This window comes from Collinsella sp. LCP19S3_H3 (assembly GCF_052119145.1).
In the GTDB taxonomy this organism is placed as follows: Bacteria; Actinomycetota; Coriobacteriia; order Coriobacteriales; family Coriobacteriaceae; genus Collinsella.
This window is the reverse complement of sequence record NZ_JBQKFW010000001.1, coordinates 121,269-141,101: the sequence shown is the minus strand read 5'-3', so window position 1 is coordinate 141,101 and position 19,833 is coordinate 121,269. Positions and strand designations below refer to the sequence as shown.

The following is a 19,833-nucleotide window of genomic DNA, read 5'->3' as shown; positions in this document are numbered from 1 at the left end:
GTATCGGACCCTCCTTTACTATGCTTGAGCGGCCAGTTCGGCCTTAGCTTTCTTCAACATGGCGTCGAGATCCTCGGAGGAATCCGAAGGAACCTTGCGGACCTCGAACTTGACGCCCTTGGCCTTGAGGGCCTCGAGAGTCTTGACGTCGTCATCGCCCATAGCGACGGCGTTGGTGACGACGACCTTGCCCTTGGAGTGAGCCATGGAACCGATGTTGACTTCCTTGATGTCGACGCCGGCCTCGATAGCCTTGAGCAGATCCTGCGGGTTCTCAAAGAGCAGCATGGCCTTGGTGTCACCAAAGCGCGTGTCCTTGACAACCTCGGCCATCTTCTTGATGGGCACGACGTTGGCATGGACTCCCGGAGGGGCAGCCTGCTCGATCATGGTCTTGCGGAGCTCGTCGTGAGCAACGCCGTCGGAAACCACAATGATGCGGTTGGGGTTGATCTGCTTGGTCCACGTGGTGGCCACCTGACCATGCAGCAGACGGGTGTCGATACGGACGTGGGCGATCTTGATGTGCCCATCGCCGATGACCGTTCCCGGAGGGATGGCGCCTGCAGGAGCAGCGGCGGCCGTGGCCGGCTTCTTCTCCTCGGGCTCCAGAGACTCGGGCTTGACGCGCACGCCAGCCTTAGCCTCAGTCACGAGATGTTTTGCGATCGCATGTGCAGTGTTCTTTGCGTCAAAGCGCTGCGAATATGCCTCGATGAGCATAGGCAGGTTGACACCGGTGACGATAGCCCAGGAATCGTGGCCCTCGATGAGACCGCTGATCTGGTTGAACGGCGTGCCGCCCCACAGATCAACGAGGAAGAGCACCTGCTCCTGGTCCTCGAAGGAAGCGATTGCTTCCTCGACCTTGGCACGGAAGTCGTCGGGGCCCATGCTCGGCTCGAGCGAGACCACGGCCACAGACGGCTGATCGCCAAAGACCATCGAGCCCGTCTGCTTGATTCCGGCTGCCAAGTCCCCGTGGCTAGCAAGAACAATACTTACCATCACATAACCTCCTCTTTGTCTACGTATTTCCTACACGACATGAAAGGAGTATACCTGTTCGTCCTGTAAAATTATAGAGAAAAATGCGAATGATTGGATAATTTGTTTAAACGTCTAGGTTTGTTACAAGTTGATTACGTTACTGCTTTTTGACGGATTACACGCCAAGGCGTCACTTATCAAGCCATTCATTTTACAGATACAAGCAGGCTGGTCATTAATATCGATTTTAGGCAAGCGCGAATGCGCTTGTACTGCAGTTATTTTGTTTAAACAGACATAACTTGACTATTAGCGTGACTTGTGCACTAGCGTAAGTAGTCATTGGGGACGTTCTTAAACGACTAGTCAAACAAGAACGTCCCCAACGACTAGGGGCTAGACGATGTGAAGGGGGTTGGCAGCGTCGACGGCATCGGGGGCGTCGGAGAGGCCGTCGGGAGCAGCATCTGCCGGGTCCTCGTCGGGGGTCTCAATCTGCTTGATCATGACCTCCTGGCCCTGCAGCAGGTATGTCTCGCCGCCACCGCAATGGGGGCAGATCTTGCCGTGCTCGACCGTCGCATAGTCGCGGCCGCACGCCTCGCAATGCGTCACGGCCTCGACAGGCTCCACGATAAGCTCCGCGCCCTCGGTGATAGGCTTTTTATCTGCCGCCCAGCGCCAAGCGTCGAGCAGCAAGTCGGGAACGACGCCCGAGACCTCGCCCAGCAGCAGCGTGACGCTCGAAACGCGACTCACGCCATTGGCGCGCGCCACGTTCTCGACATCGCGAATAATGTGATAGACGATTCCCAATTCATGCAAGGTAGAAACCTTTCAGCAACGGTTGATGCGATGTCAGCCAAACGTCAGCGAGCGGCGATCCAGGTGCACCAGGTTGCCCCGAAACAAGGCGTCCGCTGGGCTTTTGCCCGCGGCGCCGCAGTTGAGGGGCAAGATGGGGTATCTGGGCGCCGCGCAGCGTCGGCAGTGCCGCCGTTCGTTAGAACGGCGGAGCCTCATTACTTCTTCCCGAATTTGATCTTGATGGCACGCTTGAGCGCGTACTTGCCCAAGCTGGGGAGCTTTTGCTCGTATTTAACCATCGTGGAGCACTCGGGGCGGTCGCGATCCAGATGGATGGCGTCGAACGCGCACTTGGTAGTGCACAGACCGCAGCCGATACACTTGTTGGGGTCGACGATCGAGGCACCGCAACCCAGGCAGCGGGCGGTCTCGGCGCGTACCTGCTCCTCGGTAAAGGTCTCGACGTACTCGCTAAAGGGCGCGGCCTTCTCGCGCTCGCGGTCGACATGTGCCACCTCGCGGGTCGCGTTGTCATAGCTCTCGATCACGACATCGTCGCGGTCGAGCGCGATGTAGCGGCGCTGGTTGCGGCCGATGGTGAGCGTGGAGCCCGGTTGCACAAAGCGGTGGATGGACACGGCGGCCTCGTGACCGGCAGCGATGGCGTTGATGGCAAAGCTCGGACCGGTGTAGACGTCGCCGCCCACAAAGATGTCGGGCTCGGCGGTCTGGTAGGTCTGAGGATCGGCAAGGGCACCCTGGCCGCGGCCAAGCTCCACCTTGGAGCCAGCCAGCAGGTCGCCCCACACGATGGACTGACCGATCGACATGACCACGCGGTCGGCGTCGACACGACGCAGGTCGTTCTCGTCGTACTCGGGCGCAAAACGGCCCTCGTCGTCAAAGACACGCGTGCAGCGCTTGAAGGTGATACCGCACACACGACCGGCCTCGTCCAGATGGACCTCCTTGGGGCCCCAGCCGCAGCTGATGTGGGCGCCGTCCTCAACGGCCTCGCGACGCTCCTCCTCGCTGGCGGGCATCTGGGCCTCGCTCTCCAGGCAGAATATCTCAACGTGCTCGGAACCCAGACGGCAGGCGTTGCGCGCGACGTCGATAGCCACGTTGCCGCCGCCCACCACGATGGTGCGGCCGGACAGCGCGTCGATCTTGCCACTGTTGACCTTGCGCAAAAAGTCGACGGCCACGGTCACGTCCTCGGCATCCTCGCCCGGAATACCGGCGAGGCGGCCGCCCTGGCAGCCAATGGCAACATAAAAGGCCTTAAAGCCCTGCTCGCGCAGCTCGTCGAGCGTCACATCGCGACCGACCTCCACGCCATAGCGGAACTCGGCGCCCATCAGGCGAATGACCTCGACCTCGGCCTCGATAACATCCTTCTGCAGCTTAAAGCTGGGAATGCCATAGGTGAGCATGCCGCCCGGGCGCTCATTCTTCTCGAACACGACGGGCTTGTAGCCCTTCTCGGCCAGGTAGAAAGCGCAGGACAGGCCGGCCGGACCGGCACCGATGATGGCGATCTTCTGGTCGAAGCCGCCGGCGCGCGTCGGGGTCACCACAGGTGGGACATAGCGGGTCGCGGCATCCAGATCGCGCTGGGCGATAAACTTCTTGACCTCGTCGATGGCCACGGCCTCATCCACGCGACCGCGGGTGCAGGCATCCTCGCAGCGGCGATTGCACACACGGCCGCAGATAGCGGGCAGCGGGTTCTCGCGCTTGATGAGCGCTAGCGCCTCGTCATAGCGGCCCTGCGCCGCGAGCTTCAGATAGCCCTGAACGGCAATGTGCGCGGGGCAGGCCGTCTTGCAGGGCGCGGTGCCGGAATCGTGTGTCTCGATGCGGTTGTCGTTGCGGTAGTTGGGCGACCACTTGGTGTGGTCCCACTTGGTGGCATCGGGCAGCTCCTGGCGCGGATACTCGGGCACCTGTCCGCCGGCCTTTTTGCTGCAGAGCTTCTGGCCGAGCTTGACGGCACCAGCCGGGCACACCTCAACGCAGCGACCGCAGGCTACGCACTTGTCCTTCTCGACCTTGGCGACATAGGCCGAGCGCGACAGGTTGGGCGTGTTGAACAGCTGCGAGGTGCGCAGGGCGTAGCACACGTTGACGTTGCAGTTGCAGATGGCGAAGATCTTGTTCTCGCCGTCGATATTGGTGATCTGGTGCACAAAGCCGTTGTCCTCGGCCTGGCGCAAGATGTCATAGACCTCCTCACGCGTCACATAATGGCCGCGGTCGGTCTCAACCACATAGTCGGCCATATCGCCCACGGCAATGCACCAGTCGGCGGGGTCGTCGGCACAGCCCTCGCCCATCACACGACGGCTCGCGCGGCAGCTGCAGGTGCTGGCGGCATATTTGCCCTCGTATTTGTCGAGCCAATGCTCGATATGCTCGATCGGCACCGAGGTGCTCGAAGCATCGATAGCCTTCTCGACCGGAATGACGTGCATGCCGATGCCGGCGCCTCCGGGCGGCACCATCGGCGTGGCTTTGGACAGCGGCCCCTTGGACGCCTGCTCAAAGAACTTGGCATAGACCGGATGCTCCTCGAGCTGGCCCACGCGCATGTTGAGGAACTCGGCGGAACCCGGTACCAGCATGGGCAGCACCCACTGCTTGGCGCGCTCGGGATTTTCCCAGTTGTACTCGAGCAGACCCGTGTAGCTCATGTCGTCGAGCATCTTCTCGATCTGGGCCTCGGGCATGCCGGTGAGCTTGACCATCTCGGGCAGCGTATAGGGACGGCGCATCTTCATCTTGCAGAGCACTTCGGCCTGCTCGTCGGTTGCGGCCTCGGCAAACGACCAGTACTCGTAGCCCAGCAGCACGTCGCGATGCAGCAGACGGTTGGTGCAATGCTCGCACAGCTTGACAATGGCCTCGCGCGGATGCTCCGGCAGCGGCGGCACAAACTCCGAACCGATGTCGGGCTCGGTGTAGCTAATTCCCGGTCCGTTGAGAATCATGGTTGTCCCTTCTCTTGCCGCAGCCCGACGAGGCCGCAGCGCCCCTCTTTTTTGCAGGCCGGGCATGCCCCCATGCCGTTCACCCGCCATTGTTGACATTATGTCAAAAATAGTATTGACGAACCGTCAACAATATTCAAGACTATTAGGCGAACGGTCGGGCCCAAACGGATGAAAGGCGGCAAGCGCATGAGCGATAACGCAGCGAACACCCCTGTGGCCGACACCGTCCCCACGCCCGACAGCGCGGCAAAGCGCCTGACAGGTGACGAGCGCCGTCGCGAGATTCTCGCCGCCGTGCGCGCCGTGAGCTCCGAGCTGGGCGTGTCCCATCTATCCGTCTCGGCCGTGACCAAGCGAGCCGGCTGCACGCGCTCGCTGTTCTACCACTACTTCGTCGACATGGACGCCGCCGTCACCGCCGTCATGGACGAGGCAATCGACGGTTTTATCTCCGAGCTCGAGCAGTGGAATGCCAGCCGCATCGTCGGTGATATCGAGGGCGCACTCGACACCGTCGCCCCGCTCTTTAAGCGCCTGGTTGTGAGCGGCCACGAGCTGCCGAGCACGCTCACCTCGAGCAGCGGCGCGCTCTACGGCGGCTTTCTGCACAACGTGGTCCAGCGCGTGGCGCAATACATCTGCGACACCACCGTGGTGGACTTTGTCGCCCATCATGACCTGCGCATCGACCATGTCTACGAGACGTTTTACACCCTCATCATGGGGCTGTTGATGTACATCCGCACGCACCCCGATGTGCCCGACGAGACGGTTAAGGAGATTATCGCCTCGACACTCCACATCGAGGGCTACACCGCCAAGTATTCCGAGCGCAAGCCCAGGAACTAATGACATTTGGCCAAACTGCCCGCGACGGAAGAGGGGCCGCGGGCGTATGAAAGGAGAGCAGCATGCTGTTCGATGTTTGGGGTAGCGATACCCTTATCCACTGGGCCGGCTGGGCGATGGTCTTTATCGGCTTGATCGTACTCAACGAGGTCGGCCGCCGTACCAAGCTCGGCGCGGCCATCATCTTTGGCGTGGCTCCGCTGGCCATGACCATCTACTGCATCGCCATCGCCGTCGGCGTTTCGCAGGGTGCCGAGTGGGCGCTCACCAACCCCACCCATGTATACCAGAACAGCTGGTTCCATTACGCCAAGGTATACGCGGCGCTGGCCGGCTGCTGGGGCTTCATTGCCATTAAGTACCAGTGGGGCAAGATCGGCAAGGCGCATTGGTTCCGCGCATGGCCGTTTGTGATCGTCGCCATCAACATCTTGATCGCCGTCGTGTCCGACTTTGAGAGCGCCTATCACTTCTTTGTCCTGGGCGAGTCCACCTGGGTCACCTCCGAAGGTGCTACGCAGCTGGCCGGCTGGAACAACGTGTTCAACGGCATCGCCGGTATCATCAACATCTTCTGCATGACCGGTTGGTGGAGCGTCTACGCCTCCGAGGACAAGACCGACATGCTGTGGCCCGACATGACCTGGGTCTACATCATCGCCTACGATATCTGGAACTTCTGCTACACCTACAACTGCCTGCCCACCCACTCCTGGTTCTGCGGCTTTGCGCTGCTGCTGGCGCCCACCGTCGCCGCCTTTATCTGGAACAAGGGCGGCTGGATCCAGAACCGCGCCTTTACGCTGGCCATTTGGTGCATGTTTGCCCAGGCGTTCCCCTACTTCCAGGAGGAGTCCATCTTTGTGACGCACTCCACGCTCGACCCCGGCGCCGCCACCGCGGTCTCGATCGTCGCACTGGTCGCCAACATCGCCGCGATCATCTACGTCGCCTACCGTGCCAAGAAGCTCGGCCGCAACCCCTACAAGCAGGATGTCTTTGAGGGCACCAGCGATTGGGAGAAGGCCACTGCCCGTCGCGCCAAGGTTGATTACGCGCACGCCGAGTAACGCGCCTGACGCAAACATCGCTTGAGCACGAAGCGGCATAGCCGGCTCCGCGCAACTCAACGCACTGCAGAGTCCCCGAAACGTGATTCGTTCGCGTTCCGGGGGCCTTTTGCTGCCGCGAGGATGCGGCTGAACGATACGCTCGGGTTAAATCGGATCTTATATTTCGCATGCGCTTTATATGGCTCCATTTTTGGGTACAGTGTTGAGCCGATATTGCATTGGGGGATATATGAGCGATGAGACACGTGGCCGCGAGGATGCGGCCCAGGATGCGGAAGCATGTGCCGAGGCCCTGGAGAGCCTTGACCGGATTGCGCTAGACGAGCTCTCGTTGAGCGATTTGGCCGTCGACGCGCAGGACGAGGTGCGCGAAGGCACTGAGGACGAAGGCAGCGACGCCAAAGACGCTTCTGACGAGGCCGAAGCCGAAGAGGACGATAGCAAGGACGACGTCCAGTCGGAATCCGCCTCGGGAGAAGAGACCGCCCTGCTTGGCAGCTTGCCTGCCGATGACTCGCTCACCCGCGAGCTTCCTGGCCTGGGTTCTGCGCCGGCCGTCGACGAGACCATCGCCATGGGCGATATTCCCCTGCCGTCCGTTCCCTCGGCACGCGAAGCCGAGGCTCGCCATCACAAGATGTCGCCCAAGCGACGCAATTTGATGGTTGCCGGCGTCGTTGCCGCCGCGCTCGTTGCCGGCGGCGCGGGCTATGCCGCTTGGAACGGATACCAACAAGAACAGGCTGCCGTCGCTGCCGTCAACGCCCACACCATGATGTCGGTGCAGATTGGCGTACATGCCGCAGGGCTCGACTGTTCCACCGGCTCCAAGATTCCCGTGCAGGTGAGCGGGCAAGACTCTGACGGCTCCTCCGTGAGCGAGACGCTCTATGTTGATGAGCACGGTCGCGGTATTAAGCTGCTGCCTGGCGACTATACGCTCTCCATCGCTGGGTCCCCCATCGCAGCCGACGGTACCATTTACACCGTGCCAACCACCAAGACGCAGGTTAGCGTAAAGAGCGACGGGCAGGACCTGAGCGCTCAGGCATCCTTTAAGCTTAAGGTACCTTCGGCAGACACGGTGACCGACGACCAGATCGATGCCGCGGCCAAGTACGCCGAGGAGGGCGGCGCGAGCTCTGCCGCGGTCGCAAAGGTGCTCCAGCAGGCGGCAACCGCGCGCCGTGACGCCGCCGTCAATGCCATGAGTTCCCGCGAGGCGCAGGCGGCCCGCGACGCCGATGCCCGGCATAAGGCAACGAACCTGTATCAGCTCGATATTCCCGTTGAGTGGTACGGCAAAGTCGCGACTTGGCAAAACGGCAATACGCTGTGCATCTATCTTGCCAGCGACAGCAATACGCCGATCGTGACGCTTGTCGCAGTGCGCGACGGCGAGAGCTTTACGCCCGATAAGGGCGATACGGTTTTAGGTGCGGCAAGCCTTGGCAACGGCTACACGGTCTACGCCAGCGGCCCCGTCTATCCGTATGTGGTGCCCCAGACCATCAACGGGCGCACACAAGACCCCGTGTCGACCTACCCCATGGACACGGCCATCGATCTTGTCGAGCTTACAACCGGCAACCGCTATACCTATAGCCAGATCAAGAACGTACTGGTCGGCAAAGACGGCAAGGCCGACGCTGCCACCAAACTCGAGACCGACTACCTCGCCCAGATTCTGATGCCAAGCATCAAGGCCCAAGACTAGCCGGCCGCAGCGAGGGTAGCTAATTTGGGACGGGGCTTTTTTAGCTGCCCCGACCGTTAATCGACTAAACCAGCACATTACCAGCCGGGGCAGCTAAAAAAGCCCCGTCCCAAATTAGCTACCCTGCAGGAGTTAGCGCCACGAATCGGCTTCGAACATCGGCTCGCGCTCGGGGCGGCGATCGCTGTAGGGATCGTAGCCGTCGTCGTCCTCGTTCTCGGCACGGATGTAGGGGTCGCGCGGCTTGGGTGCCGGCTTAGGCGCAGGCTTGGGTGCGGCGGGCGCTGACTCAGGCGCCGGTGCGTTCGTCTCGTTCTCGTCTTTCATCTGCATAGCTCCTTGCCATGTACTCATGTTCAACACCATCGATTGTCGCACGAAAAAGGGCGGCGGACCCAATTGGATCCGCCGCCCTTGGCGTTTGGCTCAAAAGGTAGATTTTAAGGCATGGCCCAACAATCTACTCGGCGTCGGGCACCTCGTAGGTGGCAGACGGCGTGTTATCGCACACGACGGTAAAGGCACCGTCCTTGTCGGCATCGACCGTCACCTGATCGCCCTCGCGCACCGTGCCGTCGATGATGGCGGCGGCGATGGCGTCCACGACCTCGCGCTGGACCAGGCGCTTGAGCGGACGGGCACCGAACACGGGGTCCAGGCCGCCCACGGCGAGCATCTGCTTGGCCGCCGGGGTGATGGCAAGCGTCATGCGCTCCTTGGCCAGACGTGCGCGGACGTCGGCAAGCTGAATGTCGACGATCTTCTCGATCTGCGCCATGCCAAGCGGATGGAACACCACGATATCGTCGATACGGTTGAGGAACTCGGGGCGGAAGGTCTGAGCCATGGCGGCGTCGACCTGATGGCGCATCTCCTCCTCGTCCTTACCGGACAGATCGGCGATGGCCTTGGAGCCCACGTTAGACGTCATGATGATAATCGTGTTCTTGAAGGACACCTGGCGACCCTGGCCATCGGTCAGGCGGCCGTCGTCGAGCACCTGCAGCAGCACGTTAAAGACATCCGGATGGGCCTTCTCCATCTCGTCGAGCAAGATTACGGAGTACGGGCGACGGCGCACGGCCTCGGTGAGCTGTCCACCCTCGTCGTAGCCCACGTATCCCGGGGGCGCACCGATCAGACGCTGAACGCTGAACTTCTCCATGTACTCGGACATGTCGATACGCACGAGCGCGCGCTCGTCATCGAACAGGCACTCGGCCAGCGCCTTGGCGAGTTCGGTCTTGCCCACACCGGTGGGGCCCAGGAAGAAGAAGCTGCCGATGGGCTTGTCCGGATCGGAGAGGCCCGCACGGCTACGGCGCACGGCCGCGGCGACGGCGGAGACGGCCTCATCCTGGCCGATGACGCGCTTATGCAGCTCGCCTTCCAAGCCCTTCAGCTTGTCGAGCTCACCCTGCATCATCTTGGAGACGGGCACACCGGTCCAGGCGCTCACGACCTCGGCGATCTCGTCGGAGGTCACCTGCTCGTTGAGGCCTTCACCGTCCTGCTGCTTTTGTGCCTCGAGCGCGGCCTCGGAATCCTGAATCTGCTGCTGCAGACCCGGAATCACGGAGTAACGCAGCTCGGACGCACGGCCCAAGTCTCCGATGCGCGTTGCACGTTCCTCTTCGCTCTTGGCCTCATCGAGCTGGCCCTTGAGCTCCTGCACATGGTCGATGGCGTTCTTTTGGTTGAGCCAACCGGCCTTTTGCACGTTGAGCTTTTCCTGGACCTCGGCGATTTCCTGGCGCAGGGTCTCCAGACGCTCCTTGGAGGCGTCGTCGGTCTCCTTCATGAGCGCCTGTTCCTCGATCTGCAGCTGGGTGAGCTGACGCGTGGTGGCGTCGATCTCGACCGGCATGCTGTCGAGCTCCATGCGCAGACGGCTTGCGGCCTCGTCGACCAGGTCGATGGCCTTGTCGGGCAGAAAGCGGTCGGCGATGTAGCGATCGGAGAGATCGGCGGCGGCCACGAGCGCGCTATCGGTGATGTGCACGCCGTGGAAGATCTCGTACTTCTCCTTGAGGCCACGCAGAATCGAGATGGTGTCCTCGACGGTAGGCTCGCTCACCATAACGGTCTGGAAACGACGGGCGAGCGCCGCGTCCTTCTCGATGTACTTGCGGTATTCGTCGAGCGTGGTCGCACCGATCGCGTGCAGGTCGCCGCGGGCGAGCGCAGGCTTGAGGATGTTGCCGGCGTCCATGGAGCCCTCGGTGGCACCCGCGCCCACAATGGTGTGGAGCTCATCGATGAACAGGATGACCTTGCCTTCGGACTTTTGCACTTCCTTGAGCACGGCCTTCAAGCGGTCCTCGAACTCGCCGCGGTACTTGGCACCGGCGACCAGCGCGCTCATGTCGAGCTCGATGAGGTCGCGGTCGCGCAGCGTGCTCGGCACGTCGCCGGCCACGATACGCTGGGCGATGCCCTCGACGATGGCCGTTTTACCGACACCCGGCTCACCGATGAGCACAGGGTTGTTCTTGGTGCGACGGGACAGGACCTGGATAGTACGACGGATCTCGTCGGTACGGCCGATAACCGGATCGAGCTTGCCGGCACGGGCCAGGTCGCAGATGTTGCGGCCGTACTGCTCCAGTGCCTCAAACTGGGTCTTGTCCTCGGCGGACGTCACGCGGTCATCGCCACGCAACTCCTCGTAGACCTGCTCGATACGCTCCTTGGTAACGCCGGCGTCGCGCAGCACGCGGCCCGCCTCACCTTTGTCCTCGGCAAGCGCCATCAGCAGATGCTCGGTCACTACAAAGCTGTCGCCCATCTTGGTGGCCTTTTTCTCGGCCTTCTCGATGACGCGGACGAGCTCGTTGGACAGGCCCATCTGCTGGCCCTCGCCCGAAACCTTGGGTGCGCGGTCGATGGCATCTTGCGTGGAGTGTGCAAGCTGGGCTGGGTCGGCGCCGATGCGCTCGATAATCACGGAGATATTGCGCTCGCCGGCACCGAGCAGGGCGGACAGCAGGTGAATCGGCTCCACCGCGCCGGCCTGTGCGTCGGCAGCCGTGCTCATGGCGGTCTGCAACGCCTCGCGCGACGTCATTGCTAGCTTATCGATTCTCATAGAATCACCTCTCTTGGGGCGGCCGCCCTACGGGGCGGCTTCACGTTGTCCGAGAAGTATTGTTGCCAGCTTTGTACGATCTTATACACAAATCTAAGTCTCTATATATAAGATTTTCTGAGTGATTGATGGATAGGGAGCGGGCACGCTCACCCGCTGCGGTCTCGTCCCCTTACTATCTCAATCTGTAACATCTAGCGGCTGTTTATGGCTCCAGATGTTACAAATCAAGATGAAATGGCCAGCGTCACCCGTTTGTCTCAATCTGTAACATCTACTCGGCAAATAGAGCTCTATCTGTTACAAATCGAGACGAACAGAAGACACCTGAATCGAAAATCTAAATCTGTAACACCAGGCCCACTTTTAGCAGCCAAGATGTTACAGGTCGAGACAAACCGAGAACCGCCACAAAGGTGCCTGTCCCCTTTGTGGCGGTTCTCGACAAAAAAGAAGCCGCCCCATTAACAGAGGCGGCATCAAGCAAGTCTATTTATTAGCGTCCCTCAAGACCCAACGAGAACGTCGCGGTAGCCCCTGCCACACCTTTCCCTCGGGCGACCCTCGCGAAGCGCGTGAGCGGGCGGGAAAGGATAAGCCCCGGGCGGACAATTAAGTGCGTTACTCGGCAGCGGCCTTGAACTTGTTGTAGTTGATCAGGCAGCCGGCCTTGACGATGGCACGCTCCTCTGCCGTCATATCGGCAATATAGAGCTCAATCTGCTCGACCGTGCCGTCGGCGCGCACTACGTACGCGGCGATGTTCTGCAGATCGCCGTCGAGCGCAGCGCGGATACCCGGCACAAAGACGTAGTCGCCCACCTCAAAGTTGGGCTCGGCCTCCATCTGGAAAGGCACCATGCCCCAGTTCATCACATTGGAACGATAGCGCTTGGTGGCGTACTCGTGGACGATGTTGGCCAGACCGCCAATCACGCGCTGGCAGCTCGCAGCCTGCTCGCGGGCAGAACCGTCACCGGGCTTCTTGGCATAGAGCATGGAGCCGTACTCGGTCGCCTTGGCATCGGCCACGACGCCGGCGCCGGCCAGCGCCTCAAACACGCCGGCAAGCTCGGCATCGAGTGCCGCCAGATCGCCCGCCGCCTCGCCGGCAACGCGGCGCTTCTCCACGGCGTCGACCTCCTTGGAACGACCCACGTAGGCCGGATCGCGGCGGCTGAGCGTAAACTCTGCCAGGCCCAGCGGGTTGGAGCGGAAGGAGCTCGTCTCGCCCGAGGGAATGAGCTCGTCGGTCGTGGTGACCGGGTCCATGATCTTGGAGCACACCTTGAGCAGGATATCGTCGCCGAGAGGCTCCATCGCGGGCCACGGCTTGATGTTGGGGCCTTCGACCAGCTCATCGGCAGGCTCGGCCTTGCCAAAGCCCCAGTACACGCGCTTTTTGTACGGCGCGTCGTCAAAGGTGTACTCGCAGGCCTCGTCCCAAGTCTCCTCGGGCAGGTCGGTCGCCGGCGTCAGGACGCCGCCGTTGGCAGCCGTCGCCGCAATGGAGCGAGCGTCCATTAGGGCCACGGCGCTCAGCTGACCATTGCCCGGCTTGGAACCCTCGCGGTTGGGGAAGTTGCGCGTGGTGTGGCGGATGGACAGGCCGTTGTTGGCAGGCGTGTCGCCGGCGCCAAAGCACGGACCGCAGAACGCCGTGCGCACGATCGCGCCGGCCTCCATAAGGTCGTAGATATAGCCACGGCGCGTAAGTTCGAGTGCCACGGGCTGGCTCGTGGGATAGACCGATAGCGAGAACTCGCCGCAGCCGGTGTTGGCGCCCTTGAGCACGCGGGCAGCTTGGACCACGGAGTCGTAGTTGCCGCCCGAGCAGCCGGCGATAACGCCCTGTTGCACGTGAAGCTTGCCGTCGACGATCTTGTCGAGCAGGCTAAAGTGCGTCTTGCCCTCGCCGATCTTGGCGGCCTCGAGCTCCACCTCATGCAGGATGTCCTCGAGGTTCTCGTTGAGCTCCTCGATCTCAAAGCCGTTGGAAGGATGGAATGGCAGCGCGATCATGGGCTTGATGCTCGACAGATCGACCTCGACGCAACCGTCGTAGTAGGCGACATCGGCGGGCTTGAGCTCGCGGTAGTCGTCGCCGCGACCGTGCATGGCCAAAAACGCGTGCGTGTCCTCATCGGTGGCCCAGATGCTCGACAGGCAGGTGGTCTCGGTGGTCATGACGTCGACGCCGTTGCGGTAATCGGTCGTCATGCTCGCGATGCCGGGGCCCACAAACTCCATGACCTTGTTCTTGACATAGCCCTTGGCAAAGACGGCACGGATGATGGCGAGCGCCACGTCGTGCGGGCCGACGCCGGGACGCGGGGCGCCCGTGAGGTAGATAGCGACGACGCCGGGATAGGCAACGTCGTAGGTGTCGCGCAGCAGCTGCTTTGCCAGCTCGCCGCCGCCCTCGCCCACGGCCATGGTGCCCAGGGCGCCATAGCGGGTGTGCGAGTCGGAGCCCAGGATCATCTTGCCGCAACCGGCGAAGTTCTCGCGCATAAAGGAGTGGATGACGGCGATGTGCGGCGGGACGAAGATGCCGCCGTACTTCTTAGCCGCGGAAAGGCCAAAGACGTGGTCGTCCTCGTTGATGGTGCCGCCCACGGCGCACAGCGAGTTATGGCAGTTGGTGAGCACGTAGGGCAGCGGGAACTGCTCCATGCCCGAGGCGCGCGCCGTCTGGATGATGCCGACGAAGGTGATGTCGTGGCTCGCCATGGCATCGAAGCGAATCTTGAGCGCCTCGGGGTCGCCGGACGTATTGTGTGCCTGGAGGATCGAATACGCGATGGTGCCGCGCTTGGCATCCTCGGGCGTCTGCGTAATACCGCGCTCGGCAGCCTCGGCCGTAGGCACAACCTCGCTGCCGCCGCGCAGGTAGATGCCGTCCTCGTACAGCTTGACCATACTGTCTCCCACTCTGCCCAAAAGATTTGGGCGCATAGCATGCATTCGTTCAATATCGTGCCATAGAACGGTTGCGAGTGGGTTACGAATCTGCACGTTCACTTTATCTCGGTAAAGTACAGGACGAGCCCGATGTGGGTCAGCAGAATTGGTGCAAGAGCGTCCCTTTCGACTAGTCATTTAAGAACGTCCCCAATGACTACCCATAACAACACCGATGTTTTGGCAACGACAGCGAGCGGGCCCCAATGACTACCAACGACTACCGCATCCGGAGCAAGGCAACGCCGCAGGTAGAGGACGGACAGCGAGCGGGCCGCATTTCCAAAGTGAGGAACGTCCCCAAGTGCCGCATCCGGACCATGGCAACGCCGCAGGTAGAGGACGGACAGCGAGCGACGTCCAGAGCGAACAAGTTGGCATGAAAAAGGCAAGGCATAGACCTTCTGGTCATGCCTTGCCTTTTGAATGACAAATTGTCGCCCTGGGCGGCGCGCAGCGTCGGCCGGTCCGCCGTTCGTTAGAACGGCGGAACCTAGAGATCCCCGCCGGCTCCCAGTAGCTTGCGCATGACCTGTTCGGGATTAACCGAGCCATCGCGCGGGGCCAGGGAGGTGATCTTCTTCTGCATCTTGTACTCGTGCAGCTCGTCCTCGAGCTGGCGCATGCGGGCGCGGAGCTTTTCGTTCTCGCGCTCGCGCTCCTCGGCACGCTCCTTCATATCGAGGATGCGCACCACGCCGGCAAGGTTGATGCCCTCGTCGGTCAGCTGGTTGATGAGCTCCAGGCGCTCGATATCGGCACGCGAATACAGGCGCGTGTTGCCGCCCGAGCGCTGGGGGTTCACCAGACCCTTGGACTCGTAGACGCGCAGAGTCTGCGGATGCATGCCGGTCAGCTCGGCCGCCACGCTGATCATGTACAGCGGTTTGTTCCTATTGTCCTCGTCCATGCTACCTGACCCCTTTCCGTCTCGTTATCGTCCATCATAAGCCCGCGGGCGTGGGCGTGCACCGCGACCGCCCTAGAACGTCGCCTTGTAACGGTTGACCTTCTCGCGGTAGTCGCGCGTGTCGGCCTCGCGCAGCTTGGTCATGGCATCGCGCTCGTCATCGGATAGGTTCGTGGGAACCTGTACCTTGATCTCGACGAGCAGCGCGCCCGTACGGCCACGGTGCTTAACGTCGGGCGCCCCCATCTCCTTAAAGCGAAACTTCTTGCCCGTCTGGGTACCCGCAGGCACTTTCAAACGGACCGTCGCACCGCCGGGCGTGGGCACGTCCACCGTGCAGCCGAGCGCCGCCTCGTAGACCGAGACCGGTACCTCCATGGTCACGTCGGCGCCTTTGCGCTTAAACAGCGGGTGCTCCTCCACATGCGTGGTCACGACCAGGTCGCCGCGCTCGCCGCCGGCGACGCCATACTCGCCGCGACGCTTGTAGCGTAGCTTGCCGCCGTCGACCGCGCCCGCGGGCACCGAGACCGTAATGGTCTGCTGCTCGCCTGTCGAGGGAATGCGATAGGTGACCTTGTGCGTCACGCCGCGAAACGCGTCCTCGGCCGTCACATCGACGGTCAGCGACAGGTCGCCGCCCTTGCGAGCGCGGCTGCGACCCGCGCCGGCACCGGCAGCGCCCGCAGCCCCGGCAAAGCCCGAGCCCCAATCGCTGCCCCAGGCGCCGTTGCCGCTAAAGATGCTGTCGAAGATGTCGCCCCAGCCGCTGGCACCCGCGCCGGCACCGTAGCCGCCGCCATACGCGCCGCCTGCGCCCGGCATGCCGCCAAACATGAGCATCTGGTCGTACTCTTTGCGCTTCTTCTCGTCCGAAAGCGTCTCGTAGGCCTCGCTGATCTCCTTGAACTTGGCCTCGTCGCCGCCGGCGTCAGGGTGATATTTTTGCGCGAGCTTGCGAAACGCGCTCTTGATCTCTTTGTCGGAGGCGCTCTTGGATACGCCCAGGATGTCATAGAAGGTTTTGCCTGCAGCCATCGTAGCTCCTCTCCTGTTTTATCCGTCGCCCAGCGGGCGGCGGTTCATGCTTTCATATGGCACTAGGCCAGAAAGGGCCCCGGGTGTTGCCCCGGGGCCCTTCTCAATTACTCCTCGGCGCTCTCGGCCGTATCGGCCGCAGCATCCTCGGGCGCCGCTTCGGGCTCCGGTGCGGGGCGCTTTTCGCCACCGTAGGTCACCGTCACCATCGCGGAACGCAGGATGCGGTCCGCCATGCGGTAGCCCTTCTGGTACACGTCGTTGACGGTCTCGTCGTACTGCGACGAGTCCTCGACGCGACCCACAGCCTGGTGCTCGAGCGGATCGAACGCCTCGCCCTTGGGGTCGATGGGCTCAACGCCCTCGTGCGCAAACACATCGAGTAGCTTGGCATGCACCGCGTCGACGCCGTCGACGAACTGCTTAAAGTCGTCGGCAAGCTCTTGGCTGCGGGCATGGTCGATCGCGCGCTCGATATCGTCGACCACCGGCAGCAGCGCAGTGACAAGCTTCTCGGTCGCGCGCTCACGCTCGGCGATACGCTCGCTGGCGGTGCGGCGACGGAAGTTCTCCCAGTCGGCCTGCAGACGGGCGGTGCGCTCGGTGGCGTCCTTCGCCTTGTCCTCGGCAGCCTTCTGAGCCTCTGTCGCAGCATCGAGCTCATTGCGCACGTCGGCAAGCTCCTTCTGGGCCTGCTCGAACTTGAGCTTAAAGTCGTTGTCGGCGGCTTCCTCACCGGCGCGGATAGCGGCTTCCACCATCTCGTCCTCGGTCATCGTCGCCTCCTTGTTGGAATCCTCTACCTGGTTCTCGACAGCCTCGGCGGCCTCGGCCTCGTTGGCCTCGGTATCGTCGACGGCCTCTACGGGAATCTTCACGTCCTTCTCCTCAGAGTCAACGGGGGCGGCTCCAACGGCAGCCGCCTCCGTGCGAGCTTTACGGGCGGACATGATTACTTGTCCTCGTCGTCCACAACCTCGTAGTCAGCGTCGACGACGTCATCGTCGGCAGGCTGGGCGCCGGCGGCACCGTCGGTCTGCTGCTGGGCGTCGGCGTAGACAACCTGAGCCAGCTCGTAGGCCACGGACTGCAGGGACTCGCCGGCGGCCTTGATGGCCTCGACGTCAGAGCCCTCGAGCGCCTTCTTGGCATCGGCGATAGCGGCCTCGGCCTTGGACTTCACGTCGGCGGAAACCTTGTCGCCCAGCTCGTTGAGGGTCTGCTCGGTGGAGTAGCACAGGCTGTCGGTCTGGTTGCGGACCTCGACCTCTTCCTTCTGCTTCTTGTCCTCCTCGGCATGAGCCTCGGCGTCCTTGACCATACGATCGACTTCTTCGTCGGACAGAGCGGTGGAGCCGGAGATGGTGATCTGCTGCTCCTTGCCGGTGCCCTTGTCCTTAGCGGAGACCTTGACGATGCCGTTGGCGTCGATGTCGAAGGTGACCTCGATCTGCGGCACGCCGCGGCGGGCAGCCGGGATACCGGTCAGCTGGAACTTACCGAGCGACTTGTTGTCGCGGGCAAGTTCGCGCTCGCCCTGGAGCACGTTGATCTCGACGCTGGTCTGGTTGTCGGCAGCGGTGGAGTAGACCTCGGTCTTGGAGGTCGGAATCGTGGTGTTGCGGTCGATCATCTTGGTCATGATGCCGCCCATGGTCTCGACGCCCAGCGACAGCGGGGTAACGTCGAGCAGCAGGATGCCCTCGACGTCGCCGGTGAGCACGCCGCCCTGGACGGCAGCGCCGTCGGCAACGACCTCGTCGGGGTTCACGGACATGTTGGGCTGCTTGCCGGTCATGGTCTTGACGAGCTCCTGGACGGCGGGCATACGGGTGGAGCCGCCGACGAGGATGACCTCGGTCAGATCGGAGAGCTTAAGGTTAGCGTCGCGCAGGGCGTTGGTGACAGGCTGCTTGCAGCGCTCGAGCAGGTCGCGGGTGATCTTCTCGAACTCGGCGCGGGTCAGCGTGTAGTTGAGGTGCAGCGGGCCGGACTGGTTCATGGTGATGAACGGCAGGTTGATAGTGGACTGCTGGGCGGCGGAGAGCTCCTTCTTGGCGTTCTCGGCGGCCTCCTTCAGACGCTGCAGGGCCATGGGGTCCTGACGCAAGTCGACACCGTTCTCCTGCTGGAACTTATCGGCCATCCAGTCGATGACGCGCTGATCCCAGTCGTCGCCGCCCAGGTGGTTGTCGCCCGAGGTGGACAGAACCTCAAACACGCCGTCGGCGAGGTCGAGGATGGAGACGTCGAAGGTACCGCCGCCCAGGTCGAAGACCAGGATGCGCTGGTCGGAGCCCTGCTTGTCCAGGCCATAGGCCAAAGCGGCAGCGGTCGGCTCGTTGACGATACGCTTAACGTTGAGGCCGGCGATCTTACCGGCGTCCTTGGTGGCCTGACGCTGGGCGTCGTTGAAGTAGGCCGGGACGGTGATGACGGCGTCGGTGACGGTCTCGCCCAGATACTTCTCGGCGTCGGCCTTCATCTTTGCGAGCGTCATGGCGCTCACCTGCTCGGCGGTGTATTCCTTGCCCTCGATGTCGACGACGGCACGGCCACCCTGGCCCTCCTTGACCTCATACGGCACGGTCTTGAGCTCGGAGGTGCACTCGGAGTACTTGCGGCCCATGAAGCGCTTGATGGAGAACACGGTGTTCTTGGGGTTGGTGACCGCCTGGTTCTTAGCGGCCTTGCCCACGACGCGGTCGCCGTCGGCACGGAAGCCCACGACAGACGGGGTGGTGCGGTCGCCCTCGGCGTTCACGATGATGGTCGGAGAACCGCCCTCGAGAACGGCCATTGCGGAGTTAGTAGTACCAAGGTCGATACCAAGAATCTTGCCCATTAGAAATTCCCTCTCTCTTGTGCGTTTGCACCGACTCGGCGGTCTGCCAAGCGGTCTTTCGGTTTGTCTTTCAGGATGTAGTGTATCCCCTTATGGACCGGAATATACAAAATCTAAGTCAATTCATATAAGATTTCTTATCACTTAGAGTTTAGGTTCTCGAATGCGCAGGTAGATGCGCTGATTGAGTTCTCGGCAAATCTATCGAGATCTATGTAGAGATGGCTGAGGTTTGGGCCGGGGGTGCCTGGGGCTGCTTTGCGGAAAGCTCGTCCCGGTTTGAGCGTGGATTCCGGGTCGTAGTTTCCGTCTGAAGGCTCAACCGGAAACCGTATCCCGTTTTGAGAGCTGATACCGGGTCGTAGTTTCCGCTAGCGGGCCCAACCGGAAACTGCGACCCGTTTTTCGACCAGATAACGGGATGCGCTTTCCGAAAGCCCACTCAATTGCTCAATAATTCGAGTCACCTTTAGTTAACATTTGCACAGCTCACCAGCCTCACCTGTGCGTTTCTTAGTAAGCCTTGGCATACTCGGCGAATGGTATGAAGATGCCG

At 61.9% G+C, this 19,833-nt stretch carries 13 protein-coding genes; 3 read left to right on the top strand and 10 right to left on the bottom strand.

Going from position 1 to position 19,833, the window contains the following annotated elements:
* Window positions 1–18: 18 nt before the first annotated feature.
* The 3 genes from ACTQZF_RS00600 to ACTQZF_RS00590 all read right to left on the bottom strand — a co-directional run bounded on the left by ACTQZF_RS00600 (window position 19) and on the right by ACTQZF_RS00590 (window position 4,790).
* Window positions 19–1,008 carry a PTS sugar transporter subunit IIB gene (locus ACTQZF_RS00600; protein ID WP_154518426.1) on the bottom strand — a complete coding sequence of 330 codons (990 nt, stop codon included), beginning with the start codon at window positions 1,006–1,008 and terminating at the stop codon, window positions 19–21.
* Between the two features lie 378 nt (window positions 1,009–1,386).
* Window positions 1,387–1,815 carry a hydrogenase maturation nickel metallochaperone HypA/HybF gene (locus tag ACTQZF_RS00595; protein WP_441554253.1) on the bottom strand — a complete coding sequence of 143 codons (429 nt, stop codon included), beginning with the start codon at window positions 1,813–1,815 and terminating at the stop codon, window positions 1,387–1,389.
* Between the two features lie 197 nt (window positions 1,816–2,012).
* Window positions 2,013–4,790, bottom strand: a complete 2,778-nt coding sequence (locus ACTQZF_RS00590; RefSeq protein ID WP_441554252.1) for an FAD-dependent oxidoreductase — start codon at window positions 4,788–4,790, stop codon at window positions 2,013–2,015.
* A 189-nt stretch (window positions 4,791–4,979) separates the two neighbouring features.
* Here ACTQZF_RS00590 and ACTQZF_RS00585 point away from each other — a divergent pair, with 189 nt between their 5' ends.
* From ACTQZF_RS00585 to ACTQZF_RS00575, 3 genes are all read left to right on the top strand, one after another.
* Window positions 4,980–5,642, top strand: coding sequence for a TetR/AcrR family transcriptional regulator (locus ACTQZF_RS00585; RefSeq protein WP_441554251.1), 663 nt, complete (start codon window positions 4,980–4,982; stop codon window positions 5,640–5,642).
* Between the two features lie 62 nt (window positions 5,643–5,704).
* A complete protein-coding gene (locus ACTQZF_RS00580) occupies window positions 5,705–6,712 on the top strand; it encodes a DUF5692 family protein (protein WP_441554250.1) in 1,008 nt (335 codons plus the stop codon).
* A gap of 232 nt (window positions 6,713–6,944) precedes the next feature.
* On the top strand, window positions 6,945–8,432 hold the full coding sequence (locus ACTQZF_RS00575; protein ID WP_441554249.1) for a hypothetical protein: 1,488 nt from the start codon (window positions 6,945–6,947) through the stop codon (window positions 8,430–8,432).
* A gap of 132 nt (window positions 8,433–8,564) precedes the next feature.
* On the opposite strand, the gene ACTQZF_RS00570 is transcribed toward ACTQZF_RS00575, so the two are convergent.
* The 7 genes from ACTQZF_RS00570 to dnaK all read right to left on the bottom strand — a co-directional run bounded on the left by ACTQZF_RS00570 (window position 8,565) and on the right by dnaK (window position 19,277).
* The gene (locus ACTQZF_RS00570; protein WP_441554248.1) at window positions 8,565–8,759 is read right to left on the bottom strand and encodes a hypothetical protein; all 195 of its coding nucleotides are present in this window, start codon (window positions 8,757–8,759) and stop codon (window positions 8,565–8,567) included.
* A 133-nt stretch (window positions 8,760–8,892) separates the two neighbouring features.
* A complete protein-coding gene (gene clpB, locus ACTQZF_RS00565) occupies window positions 8,893–11,520 on the bottom strand; it encodes an ATP-dependent chaperone ClpB (protein WP_441554247.1) in 2,628 nt (875 codons plus the stop codon).
* 621 nt (window positions 11,521–12,141) lie between these two features.
* On the bottom strand, window positions 12,142–14,442 hold the full coding sequence (locus ACTQZF_RS00560; protein WP_441554246.1) for a hydratase: 2,301 nt from the start codon (window positions 14,440–14,442) through the stop codon (window positions 12,142–12,144).
* Window positions 14,443–14,977: 535 nt separating this feature from the next.
* Window positions 14,978–15,394, bottom strand: coding sequence for a heat shock protein transcriptional repressor HspR (locus tag ACTQZF_RS00555; protein ID WP_154518128.1), 417 nt, complete (start codon window positions 15,392–15,394; stop codon window positions 14,978–14,980).
* Between the two features lie 72 nt (window positions 15,395–15,466).
* Window positions 15,467–16,432: a DnaJ C-terminal domain-containing protein gene (locus ACTQZF_RS00550; RefSeq protein WP_154518131.1), complete on the bottom strand. Its 966-nt coding sequence runs from the start codon at window positions 16,430–16,432 to the stop codon at window positions 15,467–15,469.
* A 107-nt stretch (window positions 16,433–16,539) separates the two neighbouring features.
* The gene (locus tag ACTQZF_RS00545) at window positions 16,540–17,382 is read right to left on the bottom strand and encodes a nucleotide exchange factor GrpE (RefSeq protein WP_441537702.1); all 843 of its coding nucleotides are present in this window, start codon (window positions 17,380–17,382) and stop codon (window positions 16,540–16,542) included.
* Between the two features lie 2 nt (window positions 17,383–17,384).
* Entirely contained in the window at window positions 17,385–19,277 is a 1,893-nt protein-coding gene (gene dnaK / locus ACTQZF_RS00540) for a molecular chaperone DnaK (RefSeq protein WP_154518137.1), read from the bottom strand.
* Window positions 19,278–19,833 lie beyond the last annotated feature (556 nt).

Excerpts from the sequence above, each read along its gene's own strand:
- ACTQZF_RS00600 (WP_154518426.1), bottom strand. The coding sequence starts at position 1,008 with ATGGTAAGTATTGTTCTTGCTAGCCACGGGGACTTGGCAGCCGGAATC.
- dnaK (WP_154518137.1), bottom strand. The coding sequence starts at position 19,277 with ATGGGCAAGATTCTTGGTATCGACCTTGGTACTACTAACTCCGCAATG.
- ACTQZF_RS00550 (WP_154518131.1), bottom strand. The coding sequence starts at position 16,432 with ATGGCTGCAGGCAAAACCTTCTATGACATCCTGGGCGTATCCAAGAGC.
- ACTQZF_RS00570 (WP_441554248.1), bottom strand. The coding sequence starts at position 8,759 with ATGAAAGACGAGAACGAGACGAACGCACCGGCGCCTGAGTCAGCGCCC.
- ACTQZF_RS00555 (WP_154518128.1), bottom strand. The coding sequence starts at position 15,394 with ATGGACGAGGACAATAGGAACAAACCGCTGTACATGATCAGCGTGGCG.
- ACTQZF_RS00545 (WP_441537702.1), bottom strand. The coding sequence starts at position 17,382 with ATGTCCGCCCGTAAAGCTCGCACGGAGGCGGCTGCCGTTGGAGCCGCC.
- ACTQZF_RS00590 (WP_441554252.1), bottom strand. The coding sequence starts at position 4,790 with ATGATTCTCAACGGACCGGGAATTAGCTACACCGAGCCCGACATCGGT.
- ACTQZF_RS00580 (WP_441554250.1), top strand. The coding sequence starts at position 5,705 with ATGCTGTTCGATGTTTGGGGTAGCGATACCCTTATCCACTGGGCCGGC.
- ACTQZF_RS00585 (WP_441554251.1), top strand. The coding sequence starts at position 4,980 with ATGAGCGATAACGCAGCGAACACCCCTGTGGCCGACACCGTCCCCACG.
- ACTQZF_RS00560 (WP_441554246.1), bottom strand. The coding sequence starts at position 14,442 with ATGGTCAAGCTGTACGAGGACGGCATCTACCTGCGCGGCGGCAGCGAG.
- ACTQZF_RS00575 (WP_441554249.1), top strand. The coding sequence starts at position 6,945 with ATGAGCGATGAGACACGTGGCCGCGAGGATGCGGCCCAGGATGCGGAA.
- clpB (WP_441554247.1), bottom strand. The coding sequence starts at position 11,520 with ATGAGAATCGATAAGCTAGCAATGACGTCGCGCGAGGCGTTGCAGACC.